General features: G+C 28.9%; 22 protein-coding genes and 4 tRNA genes. 10 read left to right on the top strand and 16 right to left on the bottom strand.

Annotated elements, in window-relative coordinates:
• Positions 1-40 precede the first annotated feature (40 nt).
• Together EXC44_RS01670 and EXC44_RS01665 are read left to right on the top strand one after the other, a co-directional pair.
• Positions 41-1,417 (top strand): M17 family metallopeptidase, encoded by a 1,377-nt coding sequence (locus EXC44_RS01670; RefSeq protein WP_129621378.1) that lies wholly within the window; start codon positions 41-43, stop codon positions 1,415-1,417.
• Positions 1,418-1,613: 196 nt separating this feature from the next.
• Positions 1,614-1,922 (top strand): thioredoxin family protein, encoded by a 309-nt coding sequence (locus EXC44_RS01665; RefSeq protein WP_120160488.1) that lies wholly within the window; start codon positions 1,614-1,616, stop codon positions 1,920-1,922.
• Positions 1,923-1,996: 74 nt separating this feature from the next.
• Here EXC44_RS01665 and EXC44_RS01660 read toward each other — a convergent pair.
• Positions 1,997-2,072, bottom strand: a tRNA-Thr gene (locus tag EXC44_RS01660).
• Positions 2,073-2,300: 228 nt separating this feature from the next.
• Here EXC44_RS01660 and rplM point away from each other — a divergent pair.
• The 5 genes from rplM (at position 2,301) to EXC44_RS01635 (ending at position 5,828) form a co-directional block, all read left to right on the top strand.
• Entirely contained in the window at positions 2,301-2,735 is a 435-nt protein-coding gene (gene rplM / locus EXC44_RS01655) for a 50S ribosomal protein L13 (protein WP_099309156.1), read from the top strand.
• 2 nt (positions 2,736-2,737) lie between these two features.
• The gene (gene rpsI, locus EXC44_RS01650) at positions 2,738-3,133 is read left to right on the top strand and encodes a 30S ribosomal protein S9 (protein WP_099309157.1); all 396 of its coding nucleotides are present in this window, start codon (positions 2,738-2,740) and stop codon (positions 3,131-3,133) included.
• A 57-nt stretch (positions 3,134-3,190) separates the two neighbouring features.
• A tRNA-Ile gene (locus EXC44_RS01645) sits at positions 3,191-3,267 on the top strand.
• A 370-nt stretch (positions 3,268-3,637) separates the two neighbouring features.
• Positions 3,638-5,098: an MFS transporter gene (locus tag EXC44_RS01640; RefSeq protein WP_129621375.1), complete on the top strand. Its 1,461-nt coding sequence runs from the start codon at positions 3,638-3,640 to the stop codon at positions 5,096-5,098.
• The gene (locus EXC44_RS01635) at positions 5,091-5,828 is read left to right on the top strand and encodes a glycerophosphodiester phosphodiesterase family protein (RefSeq protein ID WP_129621372.1); all 738 of its coding nucleotides are present in this window, start codon (positions 5,091-5,093) and stop codon (positions 5,826-5,828) included. The genes EXC44_RS01640 and EXC44_RS01635 overlap by 8 nt, the downstream gene beginning before the upstream one ends.
• Positions 5,829-5,949: 121 nt before the next feature.
• Here the strand turns inward: EXC44_RS01635 and EXC44_RS01630 are convergent.
• Together EXC44_RS01630 and EXC44_RS01625 are read right to left on the bottom strand one after the other, a co-directional pair.
• Positions 5,950-6,025: transfer RNA gene (locus EXC44_RS01630), tRNA-Lys, on the bottom strand.
• 8 nt (positions 6,026-6,033) lie between these two features.
• Positions 6,034-6,119 (bottom strand) — tRNA-Leu (locus tag EXC44_RS01625).
• Positions 6,120-6,308: 189 nt separating this feature from the next.
• On the opposite strand from EXC44_RS01625, the gene EXC44_RS01620 reads away from it, so the two are divergent.
• On the top strand, positions 6,309-7,646 hold the full coding sequence (locus EXC44_RS01620; RefSeq protein WP_129621369.1) for a DUF2179 domain-containing protein: 1,338 nt from the start codon (positions 6,309-6,311) through the stop codon (positions 7,644-7,646).
• Between the two features lie 283 nt (positions 7,647-7,929).
• Positions 7,930-8,058: a hypothetical protein gene (locus tag EXC44_RS04040; protein ID WP_268811779.1), complete on the top strand. Its 129-nt coding sequence runs from the start codon at positions 7,930-7,932 to the stop codon at positions 8,056-8,058.
• A 205-nt stretch (positions 8,059-8,263) separates the two neighbouring features.
• Here the strand turns inward: EXC44_RS04040 and EXC44_RS01615 are convergent, their stop codons facing one another.
• The 9 genes from EXC44_RS01615 to ftsY form a co-directional block, all read right to left on the bottom strand.
• Complete coding sequence (locus EXC44_RS01615; protein ID WP_129621366.1) at positions 8,264-9,049, bottom strand: hypothetical protein; 786 nt, start codon at positions 9,047-9,049, stop codon at positions 8,264-8,266.
• A 2-nt stretch (positions 9,050-9,051) separates the two neighbouring features.
• A complete protein-coding gene (locus EXC44_RS01610; RefSeq protein ID WP_120160476.1) occupies positions 9,052-9,381 on the bottom strand; it encodes a pre-peptidase C-terminal domain-containing protein in 330 nt (109 codons plus the stop codon).
• Positions 9,382-9,423: 42 nt separating this feature from the next.
• Complete coding sequence (locus EXC44_RS01605) at positions 9,424-9,744, bottom strand: S8 family serine peptidase (protein ID WP_235666099.1); 321 nt, start codon at positions 9,742-9,744, stop codon at positions 9,424-9,426.
• The gene (locus tag EXC44_RS03990; protein WP_129621360.1) at positions 9,690-10,121 is read right to left on the bottom strand and encodes a S8/S53 family peptidase; all 432 of its coding nucleotides are present in this window, start codon (positions 10,119-10,121) and stop codon (positions 9,690-9,692) included. Before EXC44_RS03990 ends, EXC44_RS01605 begins: the two co-directional genes overlap by 55 nt.
• Positions 10,122-10,157: 36 nt before the next feature.
• A complete protein-coding gene (locus EXC44_RS01595; RefSeq protein WP_129621357.1) occupies positions 10,158-10,385 on the bottom strand; it encodes a hypothetical protein in 228 nt (75 codons plus the stop codon).
• 870 nt (positions 10,386-11,255) lie between these two features.
• A complete protein-coding gene (locus tag EXC44_RS01590) occupies positions 11,256-11,885 on the bottom strand; it encodes a restriction endonuclease subunit S (RefSeq protein ID WP_197723765.1) in 630 nt (209 codons plus the stop codon).
• Positions 11,854-12,996, bottom strand: coding sequence for a restriction endonuclease subunit S (locus EXC44_RS03905; protein WP_165001838.1), 1,143 nt, complete (start codon positions 12,994-12,996; stop codon positions 11,854-11,856). The genes EXC44_RS01590 and EXC44_RS03905 overlap by 32 nt, the downstream gene beginning before the upstream one ends.
• A 103-nt stretch (positions 12,997-13,099) precedes the next feature.
• Positions 13,100-13,342: a sigma factor-like helix-turn-helix DNA-binding protein gene (locus tag EXC44_RS01580; RefSeq protein WP_129621354.1), complete on the bottom strand. Its 243-nt coding sequence runs from the start codon at positions 13,340-13,342 to the stop codon at positions 13,100-13,102.
• Entirely contained in the window at positions 13,332-14,378 is a 1,047-nt protein-coding gene (gene ftsY, locus EXC44_RS01575) for a signal recognition particle-docking protein FtsY (RefSeq protein WP_129621351.1), read from the bottom strand. Before ftsY ends, EXC44_RS01580 begins: the two co-directional genes overlap by 11 nt.
• A 62-nt stretch (positions 14,379-14,440) precedes the next feature.
• Between ftsY and msrB the strand changes: the two genes are divergently transcribed.
• Entirely contained in the window at positions 14,441-14,869 is a 429-nt protein-coding gene (msrB, locus tag EXC44_RS01570; protein WP_129621348.1) for a peptide-methionine (R)-S-oxide reductase MsrB, read from the top strand.
• An 11-nt stretch (positions 14,870-14,880) separates the two neighbouring features.
• Here the strand turns inward: msrB and pgmB are convergent, their stop codons facing one another.
• From pgmB to EXC44_RS01550, 4 genes are read right to left on the bottom strand one after another with little or no spacing between them, the layout of a single operon-like run.
• Positions 14,881-15,561 carry a beta-phosphoglucomutase gene (gene pgmB, locus EXC44_RS01565; protein WP_129621346.1) on the bottom strand — a complete coding sequence of 227 codons (681 nt, stop codon included), beginning with the start codon at positions 15,559-15,561 and terminating at the stop codon, positions 14,881-14,883.
• Positions 15,554-17,959 carry a glycosyl hydrolase family 65 protein gene (locus EXC44_RS01560; protein WP_129621343.1) on the bottom strand — a complete coding sequence of 802 codons (2,406 nt, stop codon included), beginning with the start codon at positions 17,957-17,959 and terminating at the stop codon, positions 15,554-15,556. Before EXC44_RS01560 ends, pgmB begins: the two co-directional genes overlap by 8 nt.
• Positions 17,960-17,970: 11 nt before the next feature.
• Positions 17,971-19,710, bottom strand: coding sequence for an alpha-amylase family glycosyl hydrolase (locus tag EXC44_RS01555; RefSeq protein ID WP_129621340.1), 1,740 nt, complete (start codon positions 19,708-19,710; stop codon positions 17,971-17,973).
• A gap of 2 nt (positions 19,711-19,712) precedes the next feature.
• The gene (locus EXC44_RS01550) at positions 19,713-21,758 is read right to left on the bottom strand and encodes an alpha-amylase family glycosyl hydrolase (RefSeq protein ID WP_129621337.1); all 2,046 of its coding nucleotides are present in this window, start codon (positions 21,756-21,758) and stop codon (positions 19,713-19,715) included.
• Position 21,759 lies beyond the last annotated feature (1 nt).

Genomic DNA, 21,759 nt, shown 5'->3' with positions numbered 1-21,759 from the left:
TGTAAAATATATAATGAATTAACAATATAGAAAGGCTATAATGACACTTAAAACAATAGATAATTCAAAAAATGGGTCATTATTTTTAAAAGCAATTTTTAAAAATAATGAATTACCAAAAAATTTAGTTGAAAAAGTTAATTTTGTAACAGATTACTTTGCAGATAATGAATCATTTGCATATTTAGGATGTGCAAAAAGTTATAACTATAATTCAGTATTTAATTTTGCAAAAACTTTTTTTGCTAACCAAGCAAGAGACTACCAAATTGATTTAGATTCATTTGTAACTGAGAATGTTTGCATCAAATCTGTAGTTAGCGCATTTATTGAAGCTTACAACTATGTTCATGCAGATATTTACAATGCTAAAACTTCAAAAAAACCTGAAGTATTTAAAGTAAGCTTATATTCTACAAAGGATAAAGAAGTATACCAAGAAGTTTTAGAAAAAGCATTAGTTTTATCAGAAGCTATAAACTTTGCTCGTAATTTACAAATTACACCGCCTAATATTTTAAATTCAGAAAAATTAGCTGAGATTGTTTTAGATGATTTAAAACAATATGATAATTTAAAAGTTTCAGTTTTAAATAAAAAACAAATTGAAGAATTAGGTATGGGGCTTTTACTTTCTGTTAACAGAGGAAGTATGTATGAACCAAGAGTAGTTGTAATTGAATATAATGGGGATGAAACTTCAACAGATAAAACAGTTTACGTAGGTAAAGGTATTACATTTGATTCAGGTGGATATTCACTTAAACCATCTCGCTCAATGATTGGAATGAAATTTGATATGTCAGGTTCAGTATTTGTAGCTAGTGCAATGAAAGCAATTGCTCAATTAAAACCAAAAACAAACGTTGCGGCAGTAATGTGCATTACTGATAATAGAGTTAATGGTGATGCTTCATTACCCGATACAGTTTGAACCAGTATGAATGGAAAAACTGTAGAAATTAATAATACTGATGCAGAAGGTCGTTTAGTAATGGCTGATGGAATTACGTATTCAGTTAGAAATTTAAAAGCAACAAGAATTGTCGATGTTGCTACATTAACTGGAGCAATTCTTGTTGCATTAGGAAGCACTTATACTGGTGTTTGAGCAACCAGCGATCAAGCATGAAATGAATTAAAAGAAGCAGCGGATATGCAACATGAACTAGTATGAAGAATGCCACTTGATGAAGCCTTTGCAAAAGAAATTAAAAATTCACCAGTTGCAGATTTAAAAAACACTGATTTAACTGGGGCTGGAGGAGGAAGTTCTTCAGCAGCAATGTTCTTAAAAGAATTTGCTGAAGGCGTTGAATACATCCACCTAGATGTTGCAGGAACAGCAGAACAAGGTGGACGTCCTACAGGTGTTATGGTTAAGACTTTAATCCAATTAGCATTAAATAAAAAATAACTTTTTCTTAAAATTAAAATTACTCAACTGGAAAATTGAGTAATTTTTATTGTAAATATTTAAGTTTTAGCCATAAATTTCATATTAAATTTAAAAACTTATTTTTATTTTATTTTTTAATAAATAATTACACTTTTTTAAATTTAATATATAATTAGGTAGATTATCACCAAGCTAAAATACAAAGGAGTTAAATATGCTATACGAATTTAATAGCCAACAAGCACAAGAAGCAATTAAAGAAGGAAAGAAAATTTTAGTTTTCTACGCTTTATGATGTGGACCTTGTAAAATGTTTAAAGGAACCTTAGAAGAATTTGCAAAAAAACACAATATTGACGTTATTAGAGTCAATATTGAAGAAAATAAAGAATTTGCAATTGCTCATAATGTTGCTTCAATTCCATATACAGAATTATATGCCGATGGTCAAAAAGTTGGTAGTTTATTAGGTTACAGAAACTATGATCAATTAGTTGCTGAACTTAGTAACTTCTTAAAATAAACTTAAAAAAGAAAGCAAGATAGAAAATCTTGCTCTTTTTTAAAAATTTTAAAATACATTAAAATTACAAAAAATGGTGCCGACAACTGGACTTGAACCAGCGACCCCATCCTTACCATGGATGTGCTCTACCTGCTGAGCTATGACGGCATGTAGTGAAATTATAACAAATAAAAGAAAAAACCAAATAAAATAATTTTGTTTTTTTAAAAATTTATATTATAATAGTTAACGTTCTTATTCAAAATGATAAGAATTTCATTAACTAAATATTTTTAATATTGTTATGTTGTGGTATAATAACTTAGCAATTTATAAAATAATAGAATTTATATAGTATATATACAATATATGTTTACAAATTAACGTGGAGGGAAAATGAGACAAACAACAATAGTTAATTCACAAAAAGCAGACAAGAAATGATACGTTATCGATGCTGAAGGACAAGTAGTAGGACGTTTATCTGCTTTTGTAGCTTCTGTACTTAGAGGTAAGCACAAACCTACTTTTACTCCAAATGCCGACATGGGTGACAATGTAATTATTATTAATGCAGCTAAAGTAGTTTTAACTGGTAAAAAAGAAGAAAATAAAGTTTACTACTCACACTCAGGATATCCTGGTGGACTTAAAAGTATTGTTGCAGCTAAATTAAGAGTTAAAAGACCAGCTGCCTTAATTGAAAAAGCTGTTCACGGTATGATTCCTCATACTAAACTAGGTAATAAACAACGTCGTAACTTATTTATTTACCCAGGCCCAGAGCATAAACATGAAGCACAAAAACCAGAAAGATTAGAGGTTAATTAATTATGTTATCAATTTTAGAATTTAAAGGTCTAGGAAGAAGAAAATCTTCTGTAGCACGTGTTAAATTAGTTAAAGGTGCAGGAAAATTTACCGTTAACAATAGAGATGCTCGTGAATATTTAACATCAGATATTTATTTAAAAGATGCTAATCAACCATTTGTGTTAACTGAAACAGTTGGACAATTCGATGTTTTCGTTAGAGTTCAAGGTGGTGGATTAAGTGGCCAAGCTGGAGCAATTAGATTAGGTATTGCTCGTGCTTTATTAGAAGCAAGTAATGATTACCGTCCTACTTTAAAAGCTGCTGGTATGCTTACAAGAGATGCTCGCGCTAAAGAACGTAAAAAACCTGGACTACGTGCTGCTCGTCGTGCTAGACAATTTTCAAAACGTTAATTTTAATAATAAAATATTGACTATTATGCAAAAATATGGTATAATAGTCTTACTAATGCGAGCGTAGCTCAGCTGGTTAGAGCACACGACTGATAATCGTGAGGTCGATGGTTCAAGTCCATTCGTTCGCACCATATCATTTATTGACCTAAACAAGTTTTATAAACTTGTTTTTTATTTTCTTCTAATTAAATAAATTAATATAAAAAAACTTTTAACTATTGTTAAATTATCTTTAAAACAAACTATAAACTACCATTTTCAAAATATCTAAGCCGGTCAAAAAACAGCTTTAATCTTTTTTTCGATATAATTAAATTAGGGAGGTCTTTAGATAAAATCAAACAAAGCTATGGTTTAAATGTAGTTGTACTACGATTTTTATTCCACTTTTTGATAATAAAAATTACTATTAGATAAATTAAGGTTTAATTAAAAATATTGCTTAAATTTAATCTAAATAATTAAACTTTTAAAATAAAATACTTCAAATCGAAAGGAAAAATGAAAGCTTATTTAGAAAAATTCAAAAATTTGCTTCAAGGCTTAACATATAAACAAATTATTGCCTTAATTATTTTGGCAGCAGCTGACGTTTTTGTTATTGCTGCTCCATACTATATTAAAAATATTATTCCTAACTTACATACATATTTAAATATAAGTGAGGATCAAGTAGCAAGATTAACCGCAATTATTGGTTGAGTTACTTTACTCACTCAATTACCTGGCGGGTTTTTAGCAAATAAATTCAGTTCCAGATGATTACTTTGATCTGCAGTCTTTTCAACTGGTGTAATCACAGTTTGATTTGGAATTACAATTTTAAATGCTAAATCACAATCTCCAGATGCATTATTTGGACAATATGCAACTATTTGAGGACTATGAGGGGTTTCATCAACCTTAGTCTTCTGAACACCACTTTGAAAACTTGTTTCACAACAAACAACTAAACAAAACCAAGGTTTAGCTTATGGGATTCAAGGAACCGCAAATGGTATAATTGGATTATTTCTAGTTTTCCTTTTAGGATTATTGATTACAAATGTTTGATCTCCTAAAGTTGTTGGTACAGATCAAGCACAACTACCATTTGCTGTTTACGCATTCTGTATTGCTGGATTTTTAATCTTAGTATCATTCTTAGTTTTATTCATGGTTCCTGAATTACCAATGGAAAAAAACAAAGAAAAAATGTCATGATCAAGAGTTAAGAAAACTATTCTTCAAGTTTTCAAAGCGATGAAAAACTGAAAACTTTGGGCTTTATCAGTCTTTTTAATGGGAATGTACACCTTCCAAAGTGTCTTTGCTTACTACTTAGTACAACTTATGAACAATGCCTTCTTAGCACCAGCCATTTTAGTTGCCGTGCTTGGAGGGATTAGAACTTACGGACTTAGAAGTCTTGTATCAAGTTTTATCGGTCGTTGAGCTGATAAATTTAGATCATATATCTTATTCTTATTAATTGCAACAGGAATTGGAATTATCGTTGTTGGTGCAATTATTCTTACTGGATATGCAGCTCCAGACCTTAATGGTTTAACTGCTGCAACATATACCAAAACATCAACTGATTTATTCATTATTGTTTTAACATCTACTTTATTTATTTTTGCAGGTATTTTATCATGAGCAATGGTTACTTTAAGATATGCTCAAATTGGAGAAATTGAAATTGAGAAAAATTCATATGCTTCAAGTGTTGGAGTCTTATCATTTATTGGTTTTTCAACTGATGCATGATTATACGAAGTAACTGGTGCTGTTGGAAAGGCTTACACAGCAAAAGGAGCAACTAACACTTCAGTTGTTGGATACCAAATTATTTTAGTAATTTGTTTATCAATTGCTTTACTTGGAGTTTTAGCCGGATTAGCTGTTTATATTTCAAACGTCAAAGAGCTTAAAAGATTAGGTAAAACTAACCACAGATGGAGAACATTAGAAAATGCCTAAGAAACAACTTATTTTAGCCCACCGTGGTTATTCAGCTATATCACCAGAAAATACTGATTTAAGCTTTGAAATGGCTTATCAATATGAATTTGATGGTGTTGAAATCGATGTGCATTTAACTAAAGATAATGAGTTAGTTATTATTCACGATGAAACTACTAAACGTACTGCATTTAGCGACAAAGAAATTGAATTTAGTACTTTAGAGGAACTTCGTGATGATGACCATAGTTCATTTTTCAAATATAAAACTAGAAAACAAACTATTTTAACTTTAGAAGAATTTTTAGATAAATATTTAAATTTATATCGTTTAATTAACATTGAAGTTAAAACTGACCAAAAACCATATCCAGGAATTGAGGAAAGAATTCATCAATTAGCTGCTAGATATGGTGATAAATTCTTTGAAAAAATTATTTTCTCATCATTTAATTTTCAAACCTTACGTAACATGAGAAAATTAAGTGAAAGATACTTACTTGGCTTTTTATTTTGAACGGAAACTCAATTTAAGAAAATTGAGTTAAAAGAAATTAAAGAAGTTTGTCAATATCTTCATCCTTGAACAGTTTTATACGATAAAGATAAAAAACGTTACAAAAAAATTGGCATGCCACTATTACTTTGAACCTTAAAAAATAATCAAAAATATTTGGAATATTTAAATGATGAAATGGTATATGCACAAATTAGTAACTATAAATTTGAAAAACCTAAAAAACAATAGTTTTAAAAACTAGAAATCAAAATATTCGGTTAGCCGAATATTTTTTTAATTTATTTAAATAAGTTAAAAAATATAATAAAAAAAAGACCTATTTTTAGATCTTTTTTGGTCATTTTTGAAATGGTACGTCCTAGAGGATTCGAACCTCTGACCCAATGGTTAAAAGCCATTTGCTCTACCTGCTGAGCTAAGGACGCACATCATTTGGTGCCCAGGACTGGACTTGAACCAGCACGGTCTTGCGACCGAGGGATTTTAAGTCCCTTGCGTCTACCATTCCGCCACCTGGGCAATTAGGCAATTCCTTAATTGCCCTAATATTATAACATATTTTTTAAAAAGCAAACAATTTTTTAAAATTTTTATTTTATATTTTTTTAGTAATTTTAATAAAAAAATATTATAATATTATATATAGTACATAACAACTTTTTCTAAGTTATATATGTATCTTCTTTTTTTTATTCTCAAAGGAGGAGCATGAAAAATAAAAATACCAAACATAACTTATCAGATAACCAAGATTACGGTCAAAAACATCATTCCTTTAAATCTAAAAAATCAACAGAAATTGAAAATGCAGTTATTGGAGAAGGAATTGATAATCATAGATTAATCAAAAAGAATACAGTTTACAAACGAACTAAAATGTCAAATTTTGGTTTAAAACTTTCTAAACTATATTCTCACATGCCAGTTTGAAAACTAGTAACTATAACAGTGGCTACTGCTATTTTCTTTGGAGTTATTAGTGTATTCTTTGTTAAAAATGTTGGAATTTATAACTTTGGTCTTGCAGCTTTTGGACAAGCCTTGGCAAGGCTTGTGGTTGTTTTATTTAAAGAAGGACAAGTTTCTGAAACAGTTCGAAATTTAGTAGAGCAATTTATCTTCTGAATTGCTTACATTATATTAAGTATTCCAATCTTTATCTTTGGATATAAAAAGATTGGAAGGATGTTTAGTAATTTAACCGTTTTATTCTTAGTTGTTTCTTCAATTGTATCATTTTCAATTGGACTTATACCTGGAGCAAACAGTGTTTATATTATTGGAGAATTTTCAAATCCTAAAGTTAAAGAAGTATTACCTGACTTTAAGCAAAAATTAAGTAGTATTATACCATTATTATGAAGTGATGGAGGTAATATAATTGCATTATTTGCATATGCAATTATATATGGATATTTATTAGCTTGAATTTTTGCTATTATTCAAATTATTGGTGGAACTGCAGGAGTAACTGGGGTTATTGGAGAATGATATGCCAATGCTAAGCAAAAATCATTTGGCTCAATTTCAGGTTATATGAATATTATTATTGTTCTAATTGGTGTTTTAGTGGGTTCTTGACTTCCTGGATCATTATTATTACAAGAAGCAGGAAAAAATATCACAAGTCAAAATGTTGGTAATAAAGACTTATTAGAAATAACTAACAAAGCTTGAAGCTTTGAATTGTATTTATCACCAAACTTTTTAGCTACTGTTTTAACTAACGTAGTTTACATTATTTCTTTAAATAAACTTTATCCTAAATTCAAGCTTGTACGTGTTGAAATTTTCTCATTGACTAAGTCAGATGAAATAACTGCTTTATTAACGAATGAAAGAAAAATTGTTACTGGAATTACAGAATTTCATGCTAATGGTGGTTATACTAAAGAAAATTTAAATGTTATTACTACAATTACTTTATTTAGACAAGTTGAACGTGTCATTAAAGATGTAAGACGAATTGATGAAGAAGCCTTTATTTCTGTTTCAAATGTCACAAGCATTGATGGGCACATTTACTTACCAAAAAATAAATTTTAACAAATTAAATAATAAGAAACAGAACCAATTTGGTTCTGTTTTTAAAATATATGTGTAAAATTTCTATACAATCATCCTTATAAGAGATAAAATGGGAAAAAGTAGGTTGTAAAAAATCTACTAAGAAGAAGAAATTTTACCCAACACAAAAACTTCCGACAATTGATAATCAATTTGACGAAAATTTCTTTGGGAATATGATCTAAATTTAGATTTTCAACAAGAAGATGGTTCATGAACAATTGTTAAAACAGCACGTTCTGTGTAAACAAGCTAAGAAGTTTTGGAGTATAAAGCTGAAAAAGGTGGTAAATATAGATATACTACTACAAATCATATTCCCCTTAACTATTTTGCAGGCGATTTACTAGTTGCTGTAGCACACGTTTTGGAAGACGGTGATGAAAAATAATTTTTAAATGAAGGAAACAAACATCCAAATTTATAGTGAACCCCATAAGTTGGACTAAATTAGTTGGTAAAACTTAGGGGGTTCACTATATTTTTTCTGAATGTTCTTTTTATGTACTCAAAGATTCTTATGACAAATTTAAAAAAATTAAATTAAAAATAACTAAAGATTAACTGGGACATTCGCATGTAAAAATATGAATGGATTATTTAATCCATTCATATTCCATATTTATTTTTAAATCTTTATAATTATTTAAACTTGTTTTATCCACTATTATAAAGAAACTTCTGTACCAGTAATTTGAGCCTAATGCTTTATCAACTGCACAACCTCACTTGCAGTTTGATTTCCACCAATATTTTTTTTGCTCATAATTTTCATATCATTTTAATTTTAGTGTTTTATTACTATCATCATAACTATACTCTTTAATGTCTCAACCCAGTTTTCGCCTATCCCCATTATAAGGCATAAATATATTAACATAATTATTTAGGAGAATTAGATCTTTTTGGTTAAAATCAATGTTATCTAATAATTTTTTGTATTCTTTAATTACACTATTTTCATCTATATATTTATTTGGATTAACTTTCAAAAATAAATTAATGAAATCTTTTTTATTTTTGAAAAGGTAAGTAGTGTTTTGAATATTTTCTTTATCATAAACTCAATTATCAATATTTTTATCTATAGATTCATCAAGACGTTTTTGATTATTACCATATTCCCAAGGGTAAGAGTTATTCTTTTGTTTGTTGCTTGGAATTCTATCATTATCTTTATCAAAGGTTCATGGATATGTGCCTTCTATTGTATAAATACTATGATCATTATTTCAATAACTATTTTTACCTATATTACTTTGGTAAACTCATTCTTGGTGTTGAACTCTGTATGAAATATACAAACTAGTTGGTACTATTACTAAAGCGGATGCAAAAAATATAAATGTATATTTAGCGCCTTTTCTCATTTTTAAATTCATTATTAATTATTTTCTTCCTTTACATATGTAATAGCTACTTCCACAGGGTTTTTATTTGTAGAATACCTATACGCTTCAAATGTGTATAATCCTGAAGTAGGAACATTAAATTTGACAACTTCAACGTTTTTATTCGAAGAATTAGAAGAAGCAATAATATTACCATTTGAATCTTTAATTCTAAAATCAATATCAGTTTTGTCATTCGAACCATTGTATAAAAATGCTAATGAAGCACGTATTTTATCGCCTTTAGTTAAGTATACCTGTCGAGAGTTTTTTGATAAATCATTGCTTTTATCAGTTTTAGGCAATATAATTAATGATTGCATAGCTTCTTCTATTTTTTTATACTGAGGTATTCCATATCCTGTTTATGCAGTGTAAATTAAATTTACACCGGCAGGTTTTCTTGAACCAGTTATAAGTGCGGATTTAAAGATAATTGAATCAGATCCTTGATCAAAATATGATTTATATTTTTGTTTTAATATTCCTGCCATTGTTGTAATTACCGGGGCTAAGAAACTTGTACCCTTATTACTATAGCCACCAGTAACTAAATGTCCATCCTCATCATAATATTGTGTTCTATCAGTAAATCAATAGTAACCACCAGGAGCCACAACAGAAATATAATTTAAATCATTACCAACTTGACTAAAACTGGCTTTCTTTTCTCAATTTCATTTGATTGTTGCTCCAACAATGATACTGTTTTTAGATAAAGCAATTTCAAAAATACACTCTCCTTGCTGTATGTATTTCCAGCTGCTATAACATTAATGAGTTCAGGGTTATTAAAAATTAAATCATCAAAATATTTTGATGCCCAATTATATCTTAACACCCATTCAGGAATTGGCTTCTTCTTATCAAAACCCAAACCTCAACTATTATTAACTATGTTGGTATACCATAATAAGTAGTTCATTTCACTAGTAAGACCATTTCATTCTAAATCAGTCTGTACTGAAACAACAGTAAAAGTTGGGTTAATACCATTTTTACCTGCGATTAATTCCGAAACTTGGGTTGCGTGCCTTGAAGATTTTTCTGTATAAAGTCACATATCTCTTCATCATATGCCATTCCCATGTTTTCTATTTTAATCAAATGCTTTTGAATGAGTTTCAGCGACTCCTCCTTCTAAAACACCAATATTTAGTTTACTATCAATGAAACTATTAAAATGTTTAGTTCTCGCTTCTTTATTTAATCCAACAAATGAAAATAATCTATCGTTATCCCATTGATTCTCAAAATCAGTATATTTATATCTATTATCATTTAGGCTTTTTTCTGTTGTGTTTACCTTTTGACGATTACCTTTCATAAAACCGTCAAAGTAAATACCTGTATTAAAATTATAAATTTTTCTATATTCTTCTTGATTATCTTTGAAGAATTCATCAATTAAATCTAATAATTGTTTATTATTAATACTTTTTCATGGGCAATTGATACTACGCCAATATATTATTCTTCAAATTTAACTTGGACAACTTTTCCTAACTTGTTTTCTAAACCTGTTTTCATTGATTCTACAAAATCAACAGAAAACGAACCAAAAACATCAAATCTATTAACTTCGTAATTGATTTGCTCAGTTTTTAGTTCGTTTGATTTTTGTGAAAGTGGTTGTACTTAAAAAACTTAAAAGCAACGGTTAAATTTGAACGTTTTAAAAATGTTTTAATATTTTTCATTTAATACCCCCATAATATTAAAAATATTATAACATAACAGGATTTAAACAAAAAATGTTTTAATATTTTTAGCTATAAATATGATTAAACTGTGATTTTTTTTAGGCGTCTTTACCTTACCAAAGCATTACTTTTGTTTTAGCCAAATTGTAAGATTGAAAAAAGTAAAGAAAAACAATATTCAAAATTATCTGAATATTGTTTCCGTTTGCCCCATCGGTTGTTTTTTAATATTATAATATATTATTCGTATTCAAAACTAATGTTTAAATTGTTTATATTTTTGATGTTTATTTTATCAATAATTAAAAATAAGTTTTAAACAAATCGTCTGCACCAACTGATGCATTTCCTCCTAATTTAATATTTAAATGGAATAAAAAGAATCGATAGCTATTATTAAAATTGAATTTAATGTTATATAGTGAACCCCATAAGTTGGATTTAATTAGTTGGTAAAACTTAGGGAGTTAACTATAAAATTATGGATGTTTATTTTAACTTACCTTATTAAAACTTAAAAGTTTGTTTCGATAATATTCATATTGTTTTTGCCGAAGGGTTATTTCAGCTGGCAAACCTTGAGTTAGGTTGTTTGTGTAGGTTGAAAAATTGTCTAAGATCGCAACTATTTGGTTTTGGAGTGATAGAGGTGGGATAGGGATAATTAGGTTATTAACAACATCCATGGATAATGCAGGGATTGTTGTACCATGTTTTTGCTCCATTAAATATTCTTGATTATTCTTAATTACATAGTATAAATATTTGTAATTAAGAATATCATTACATTCACTTATAACATATAAATGAGCGCTGGCTCAAAACTTGGTATTTTGTCAAGTTACAAAGCCAGCTGATCCACCTTGAGCAATAGTAATTTTATTTTCATGAAAATTATATTCATTTCAATAACCAGTTGGGGTTACTCCTCCATTGTATACTGGATAACCTTCTGGCAGTAATTTATTTTTATTAAGTTGCTTACCTTTGACACACTTAGCAACATTGCTAAGTTTATCAAAGTTAATTTTATACCCATAACTCATTAAATCTAAACCAAAGACATATTCAAGTAATTTACTTAATCCAGAATTATCGTCTCTCTCTCTCTCTCTTAATATCATCTATATTAAATGATAATAAGAGATTGCGATAATATTCATATTGTTTTTGTCTTAATTGTATTTCAGAAGGCAGGCCAATTTTGAGATCTTTACATATCTTTTCAAAATTGTCTAAAACTTTCGCAATTCTGTCTTGTACTGGAAGGGGCGGGATGGGTACACTGAATTCTTGTAAAATTGGAAGTGTAATATATGATATTACTCCATTTAGTGATTTTTGGCTAATATAATCCTTAAAGGAATTATTTATGTAATGCAATAAAAATTTAGGATTTACTTCAATAAAATTATGTAAAACATAAGTCCTTTGATATGCATTAAATTTACCATTATAATAATTTGTATGTCCTATATTACCATTACCAGAAAGCAAGATGGCCTCAGTATCAAAAGCATATTCATTAATAGAATATGGTTTTGCATGACAAGTAAAAAATGGATATATTCCTGCATCAACTGCATCTTTAGCATTCAATTTACCAGTTGTTATTGAACATAATTCTTTTAGTGGTTTATACTCAACCTTAACTTTTGAATCATCAAAAGATAAAAGTTTATCCCTATAATACTCATATTGCTTAATTCTGTCCTTAAGCTCTGTTGTAAGCTCTGTTGTAAGCTCTGTTGTAAGCTCTGTGAAATTGTCAAGAATTTTGACAATTTCGTCTTGAATCGCGCGGGGCGGGAGTGGGATAGTTAGATTTATGATGGTATCAATTTTTATGCCAGGAATTGCTGCTGCATATTTATTAAATTTCATTAATTCATCTTGTTTGTTTTTAATAATATAAAATAAATATTTGTAATTTACTGCTTGATTAACATCTGTTATTACGTAGCAATGAGCACCAGCTCAAAACTTAGTTGTTTGTCAATTAACATACCCTGCAGATGCACCTCCTTGTGAAATTGTAATTTTGTTTTTATCAAAATTATATTCATTTCAATATCCAGAAGGGTTTATTCCGCCATTAATAACTGGATATCCTTCTTTATGAAGTTTATCTTTATTTAATTGCTTTCCTTTTGAGCAAACTCCGATATCTGATAACTTTACTTCTTTTACCCCACCAGGACATAACTCATTAATAAGCTTTTCTATTTTATTCATATTCCTTCCTTAATAAATTATTTAATATTATAACAATGTTTTAAAAATATGTAAATGATAACTAAAAACGACAAATTTATTTGCCATTTTTTCATTATTAAAATTATTTGTTGTATTTATTTTTATAAATTTCTTGATTTAATTTACTAAGTTTAGCTAAAGCTTTTTTAACCGCATCATAAGCAGCAGAGCGGCTTGTTGCCATGATCTTTGCTATTTCGCTATATGAAAGATCTTGATAATAATATAGTTCGAAGACTTGTCTTTGAGTTTGAGTTAGTAAATTTTTATATTGTTCATATAAAACAGTATATTCTTGTATTTTATCAAGATCTTTATGTTGCATTAATTAAATCCTTAGTGAGTTGGTAAATAAAAAGATCTAAGTCAAATTCTTGGAAATCATCAACTTGTTCTCCAAGACCAATGTATTTAACATCTAAGTTATACTCATCTTTAATTGAAAGGACAATTCCACCTTTAGAAGTTCCATCAAGTTTAGTTAAAATAACACCCGTTAAATTAGCAATTTCTTTAAAACTCTTAGCTTGAGATAGACCATTTTGGCCAGTAGTTGCATCTAAAACAAGTAATGATTCATGTGGTGCATCTGGAATAAATCTTTGGATAATTCCAACCATTTTAGAAAGCTCATTCATTAAGTTAACTTTGTTTTGTAATCTTCCAGCTGTATCTATAATTAAAAGATCATAGTTTTCTTCAGTAGCTTTTTCTAAAGCTTCAAAAACTACCGAAGAAGGGTCAGCTGCTTCTTTTTGTGGTTTAATGATTTGTGCTCCTACTCTAGTTGCTCAAATACTAAGTTGGTTAACAGCGCCCGCACGGAAGGTATCAGCAGCAGCAATTAAAACTTTTTTACCTTGTTTGATATATTTATGTGCCATTTTGGCAATTGAAGTAGTTTTGCCTGAACCATTAACTCCAACAAAGATAAAAACATTCAACCTACCGTCTTGAAAATTTAAATTAGTGTTAGTGATAGTATTACCAGTATAAATAACAAATAATTGATCAGCTATTAATTCACCAATTAGTTTAGGATCATCTAAATTATTAGTTTTTACTTCCAATTTAATTTTTTCAATAATAACATCAACTAATTTCAGATTAATATCTGACATGATTAAAAGTTCTTCTAACTCTTCAAAAAACTCTTCATCAATATGATTATATTTATTTTGAATTTCTAAGAGTTTTTTACCAAAGCTTGAACTACTTTCAAGACCTAATTCATATTTTTTGAATTTCTTGCTATTTAAAACTTCTTTTTGGTGTTCTTGTTTTAATTCTTCTTTGAGTGTATCGACATCTTTGTTTTCTTTTTTGAAAACTTTATTAATTAAATTTTTAAAAAATCCCATACATATATTTTATTATATTATTGTAATTTAATGCTTTAAATTTATTTTGTTATAATAAATTTATGAAAAAAAGAAAAGACTTAAGTCATTTAACTGACTTACAATATAAAATAACCCAAGAAGGATACACTGAAAAACCTTTTGAAAATGAATATGATAAACATTTTGAAAAAGGAATTTATGTTGACATTGTTGATGGCACTGCGCTCTTTATCTCAAGTGATAAATTTGATTCAGGATGTGGTTGACCTGCATTTAGTAAACCAATTAATGATTCTGTAATTTCTGAATTTAAGGACTTATCACATAATATGGTCAGAACTGAAGTTAAAAGCACTATTGCCAATTCACATTTAGGACATGTTTTTAATGATGGCCCAAGAGATAAAGGGGGTTTAAGATATTGCATTAATTCTGGGTCTTTAAGATTTATAGCTTTTGAAGATTTAGATAAAGAAGGCTACTCAGAATACAAGAAATTATTCAAATAAAAAAACTAAGCTTAAAGCTTAGTTTTTTGATCAAAGAATGAAATAAGATTATCAAAATCTAATTCATTTGTGTAAGTCAAGATTAAGTCTGCGCCACTAAAATCTTCTTTAGAATTATGGGTAATTACTACTGAATGCATTTTTGCATCTTTAATAGCTTGTAATCCTGCTGGCGCATCTTCAAAACCAAGACATTGACTTGGATCTAAATTGATTCCTTTAGCTGCTTGTAAGAAAATATCTGGAGCAGGTTTGCCATGTTTAACATCACCAGGATTAACGATAAAATCAAAATAGTCATAAATACCTAGTTTTTTTAAGATAGTTGGTCCATTATAACTGCTTGAAGCAATTGCTAATTTAATACCATTAGCTTTTGCTTTGTTTAAAAATTCTAAGACTCCTGGAAGAATTGAAGTTTGAGTAATTTGTGTTTCTAATAAGCTTTTATAATACTCATTTTTTGCATCTGCAATTGTTATAAGTTGTTGTTGAGTCAATTGTAACTCAGGTTTTTTTAGTTTAATTATTTCTTTTAAAGTTTCAAGGCGTGGAATTCCTCTTAGTTGTTCATTATCTGCCTCAGTATAATCAATACCTAAATCTTTAACTTTGTGTTTTCATGATTCAAAGTGTAAAATAGCTGTATCAGTAATTACACCATCAAGGTCAAAAATAAAACCCTTAACCACGATTTACCACGAATTCTAAGATCTTATTATCTTTTTTCACAAAGTCTAATTTATCATAACAAATTGTTTTACCAGCAGCATTAATAAATAATTTCCCTTTAAAATCATCTGAAAGAAGTTCAATACTAAAAGTTTCTTGGTTAATTTTAGTTTCAAAATAAGAACCTTGGTATTTAAATTTGTATTTTAAACTTGTTCAATTTTTAGGTAAGATTGGATCAATGTGCAATTTACCATTATGTCAATCAAGGCCTCCAAAACCAAAAACAATCATTTGGTAAATAGCAGCAAGTGACCCAGCATGAATTCCGGCATTTGAAGTATGCATAGCTGGACCTAAATCAATATTAATTCCATATTTAAAGATTGAATAAGCTTTATCAATATTTTTTAACCTTGCAGCTTCAATTGCATAAGTAGCTGGTGAAAGAGATGAATCATGAGTAGTAATAGGTTCATAATAATCAAAGTTAGCCTTACGGACTTCTTTTGAATATAAGTGAGGTAAGATATTTAGCAATAAAACTACGTCAGCTTGTTTTACAAGTTGAGAAGAAAGTCTAATATGCCCTTCTTTAGTGCTAAATAATTTTTTACCTGCATCACCAAGCATTTGAAAAGGTAAAACATCAACTTTTGGTAATTGTAAGAAAGTATCATTTTCAGCAATGATTAAATCTTCATTAGGTACTTGTTGTTTTAGTTTGCTTGAAACTGCTTTAAGTTTGGCACAATTAATTTCATAAGGAATCTTTGCATCAATTGAGTTTCATACTTTTGTTTTATTAGCTTTTAAGTATTCAATATATTTTAAAGCTAAATCAATATTATATTTAGCAAACATGTTAATATATGCATTATTATCAACATTTCCTTTATATTCATTAGGACCCATAACATCTTTTATTTCGTAACTGCCATCTTCTTGCAATTCAGCACGATTTGCATAGTAGATGGCAGTATCAATAATCATTTCATATCCCATAGTTTCCATGAATTTATAATCTTTAGTTACGTGGAAATATTGATCAACTGCATAAGCTACATCAGCTGAAACGTGGATTTCTTGCCGGCGTGAAGCTATTGGAACTTGCTCACCAGTCACAACGTCAGCTTGACCTCAATATGGACAAACTTCTCCTTCGGTAGGTCATGCCATTTCTCATGGGTATTGAGCTCCTTCTAAGTTGCTTTCTTCAGGGCGTTGTTTTATTTCTTTAGCTTTAGCTCTAGCTCCTTCAATACCTTTGTAACGGTAAGTTAATAAGTTACGAACCACTTTAGGTTGGTTAAATAAATAAATTGGATTAATAAAGAATTCAGTATCTCAGAAAGTGTGGCCTTGGTATCCTTCTCCTGAAAGTCCTTTGGCCCCGACATTCATATTAGTTGAATGTCTTGGCACAAAACCATTAAGATGGAATATACCAAAATCAAGTGCTAATGCATCATATTTAGCTGATTCATCACCTTGAATTTCCACACTAAATTGATTTCATACATTTGAATGCATTTTAGCAATTGAAGCTGTTTTTAAGTCTGCATAGTTAGTACGTAATAAATAACTATGTTTATCATTTGCCAATTCTTGGATGGTGTCATGGCGAAGTAATTTTTTAGCATCAACAGGTGTATGAACTGACATAATTTTTTCTAAAGTTAAAATATCGCCAACTTTAAGTTGCACATTGATTTTAAATCCAATGTAGCGGCGCTTCATTTCCACAATATAATCATCGCCTCCTCCAGGGATGAATTTACCATTTAAAAATGCTTTAGTAATTAAATTATGTACTATAAGACGCTTTGAAATTGTAGTGGTTTGAGTCATTTGTAATGATTCTTTTGTTGGGCGAGTTTTTTTACCTTCCCCAAAGTGTTGAGTTCCTGAGTTAGTTACTTGCCCGTTAATTCCTGGTTTAACCAAAACAGAAACTTTATTTTTGTTATTATAAATTTCTAAAACTTTAATTTGAATTTTTTGGGCATAAATATTTGCATAATCACGTGAAACAAATCTTTCAAAGGTTAATTCAAACTTACCTGCATCTCTTTGGGCTACTACAGTTCTTTGCAAGATTCCATCTTTAATAAATAAAGTTTTGTTGTAATCATCAGCTGGACAAACTTCAAATTGTTCGTTATTAAAGTAAATAGGAGTAGTCATTAAATCAGCTAAGTTAGCTAATTCACTAACTTCTTCTCTGGTGTCTTTGTTAAAGATACCGTTCACAAAGAAATTTTCTTTGTTATAGGCTGTTTTTTCTTCATCAGCACTCCTAATTCCAATATGACCATTACCTAAAGCAAAGATGCTTTCGGTTTTAGCTACTACACTTTTATCAAATTTAATTTGAGAAATAGTTTTTTTATTAATATCGTATTTTAAAAAATTCATATTACTCCTTCTTAGTTCACTTTAAGTAAAATTGATTCAAAAGGTCTTAGTTTATTTGTTGGTACCTTTTTATCAAGGTAAGTTGATAGAATAAGTTTTCCATCTTGAGCTTCTAATTTTAGCTCATGTTTACTAGGGTTTAAATAAACTAAAAGTTTTTCATTATTGTAAGTTCTTTGGATTACTAAAACACCATTTTGGTCAACATAGAACTTAGATGTACCATAAACTAATAAATTATGGTAATCTTTTTTTCTTAGTTCAATTAGTTGACGATAGAAGTGAAAGATACTGTTTTGATCTTTAATAGCTGCAAAAACATTAATTTGCTCATTCATTCTACCTTTTTTAAATCAAAGATGTTTAGTTAAACTAAAGCCACCATTTCTACCTTTTGATCATTGCATTAATCCTCTTCCTGCATCGCGAGAATTAATGTTTAAATATTTAAAGAACTCTTGTTCTGAATATATTTTGTTTTCGTCTACTAAATCTCTAAATCCATTTTTAATATCAACATCTCTAAATTCAGAGCGATCGTTAAAATGGGTGTTAAGCATACCAATTTCTTCACCATAGTAAATGCATGGAATACCTTTTAGAGTTAAAAGCATTAAAGCATGAGTTTTAGCTGCCTCGCTTCTAAATAAACCTTCATCACCTCAACGTGAAAGGCTACGTGAAGTATCGTGGTTTGATAAAAAGTTAGTAAACATATGAGGTTTAATAGCTTCATTTTCTTGGAATGGAGCTTGTTGCCAAGCAAATTCACGGTAGTCTCAGTTTGGATCATATCCGTTTCTTCCAGTTTCTTTACCTCATCCTATTCATCACCAAGCAAAGTTAAAGTAGTTATCTGATACTTTGTTTTCACCTGAACCATATTTTAATAATTCATCAGCACTAATACCAGATGCTTCTCCTAAGGTATAAGCATCTGGTTTATCTTTAAATGCTAGTTCATTAAATTCTTTTAAGTATTCAACAGCTCCTTGATTTCAAGCAAAGTATGGATTAGCATCTATTTGGTCAAAAGTTTTAGCAACGTGTTTAATAGCATCTAATCTAAATCCTTTAACTCCTAAATCATATCAAAAGTTAATTACATCTACCATAGCTTTAATTGTATCAGGATGAGCTCAATTTAAGTCCACTTGTTCTTTTGAGAATAAGTGGAAATAATATTTATTTAAACTTGGAACAAATTCTCAAGCTGAACCTCCAAAAATACTTTGAGCTTTAGCTTCTTCATCTGTTAATTTATCTCTTCAAATAAAGTAATTATGTTCTTTATTTGAAGGTGAAGCTAAAGCTTTTTTAAACCATTCATGTTCGTTAGAAACATGGTTTAAAACAATGTCCATGATAATATCAATTCCTCTGAGGTTGGCTTCTTCAGTAAGTTCTTTAAAATCTTCTAAAGTTCCAAATTGTTCTCAAACTGATTTATAGTCTAAAACATCATATCCGGCATCAACGAATTTGGTTTTATAAGTTGGACAAAGCCAAATTCCATTGATTCCTAACGTTTTAAGATAATCTAAACGTTTGATAATTCCTCGTAAATCACCATCACCATCATTATTTCCATCCAAAAAAGAACGAGGGAAGATTTGATAAAAAACTTTATCTTCTAAGTTGATAATTTGTGGTTCTTCTTGGATTTTTGCTTTTCTTACTCTTTTTTTATGGGTAGTTTCAATTTGTTCATCTAAATTTTTAACTTTTGGTTTACGTCCTCTTTTTTTCATATTTATTTATTCCTTTCAATAATTTGTGTTGAATGAGCATTTAAGATGTTTGGGGTATGCTCGAGTTTTGAATTAAATAATGTTTTACCTTGGTATTTTGTGATATTAAAATCATAATCTGCAAAATTATGTAAGGCTAAAAGTTCTTTAGTATTATCATTATTAGCAATACTGTAAATTAAAATTCCTTTTTCAATATCGCTATAAATAAATTTTAATCGCTCAAAAACTTTTGGATTAGTATCCAATCTTAAATAACTTGTTTCTAATCTAAATTTATTTAAGCTAGCTAAAAAATCAAAAACATAGGTTTTGACCTCTGGATTTTTTAAATGGTTTCATTTAAGTCCATTAGTATAGTCTGTTGTTTTATACGAATTAGGCATAAAAGCTTGGTTATCAGGTTTTTCATTAAAATCATCATATTCACTTACTTGACATTTGAAACCTTCTTCACCACTTAGGTCACATGGCTTAGATTGTAATAACTCTGTACCAGCTAAAGTTAGATGTCTGCCTTGTGTTAATAAACTCATCATTAATCCTTGGCGGTAAGCTTCTAATCTTTGTTTAAACGATTTATTAGGACTTAAAATATTAAGCTTATCTCATAAAGTCATACCATCATGGCATGCTAAATAACTTAAATTAATTCCGACATCATCATTATATAAATCATATTTAGTTTTTGAATGTGGAGTATCCTTAAAATCATATTCTTTTAAACCAGCAACAACTGAGGTGACATATTGCTTAAATTGAGTTTTTGAATATTTGTGGATTAACCCGGTATTATAGCTTTCGTGTTCTGTTCCTTTAATTGCATCTCTTAAAGTATCATTAAAGTAACCAAATTTAATTTTGTTGTTAGTAGATCCTTTAATATATGATTCTTCAAATTCTAGATCACTAAAAGGTCATGCTTCACCATGTAAAATTAACTTTGGATTTATTTTTCGAAGCGCAAAAGCTATTTCATCTAAAGTTTCTTTATGGTGGAAGCAAGAAAGATCGAATCTAAAACCATCTACATTGAAAGTTTCAACGTAATATTTTAAAGATTCAAGCATTAATTTTTTAACCATGAACCTTTCATCAGCTAAAGGAGGATAATTAACAGGCATTTTACGTGCTTTATCGCGGTAATAATATCCTGGAAGAATATTGTCAAAAATGCTGTTAGTCATCATGTGGTTATAAACAACATCAACAATTACTCCAATATTTTGCTCATGAGCTTTATCAACTAAAGCTCTGAATTCTTTGATTCGTTTATATGGATCTTTTGGATTAGACGAATAAAGTCCATTAAGAGTGAAATAATTATGAGGATCATAACCTCAATTATAATTAGTTGTTCAACCTTTACCTGTTGCTTTTTGGTAAATAGTTTTATCTAAATCATTTACAGTATATGCAGCTTGCAAGGGCAAAAGTTGTAAGTGAGTAAAATAAAGTTTATTTAAATAACCAAATAAATCGTGTTTTAAGAGGTTATTAAATTTACCAACTTTTTGGTATTTAGGTTTATTGATTAATAAACTAGTAAAATCTCTTACATGCATTTCGTAAATATTTGGATCAACCGAATTATTAAGATTTGTATTTAAATCTCTAGGTTTTGTTCCAACTCTATGAGAATTAAAATCAATAAAAGCTCCAAGTCCTACTTTGTGTTCTAACCCTTCTCAATTAAAAGGTGCCATTGATTTAGCATAAGGATCCAGTGCTCTAGTTATGTCATTATTAGCTTGAACTATTTCAAAGTTATAATACATGCTTTGATATTTATTTTTATTGATTTCTACATGCCACACAAAAACATTTGAATTACTACCTTCAAAAAGTTTTTGCATTGGGAATTTAAACCAAGGATTAATTAAATCAGTTTTTTTATAAAGCAAAAGATTAACTTCTTTTGCTAATGGTTGCCATAATTTTATCGATATTTTATTACCTAAAATTATGGCTCCTAAGTCATCTTTATGGTAAGCAAATTTTGCATCAAAATTTGCGAAAAATTCATTGCTTTTTTTGACTAAATTCATA

The organism is Mycoplasmopsis bovirhinis, from assembly GCF_900660515.1.
GTDB lineage: Bacteria > Bacillota_I > Bacilli_A > Mycoplasmatales > Metamycoplasmataceae > Mycoplasmopsis > Mycoplasmopsis bovirhinis.
The sequence above is the reverse complement of the archived record's forward strand: the minus strand, read 5'-3'. Positions and strand labels throughout refer to the sequence as shown.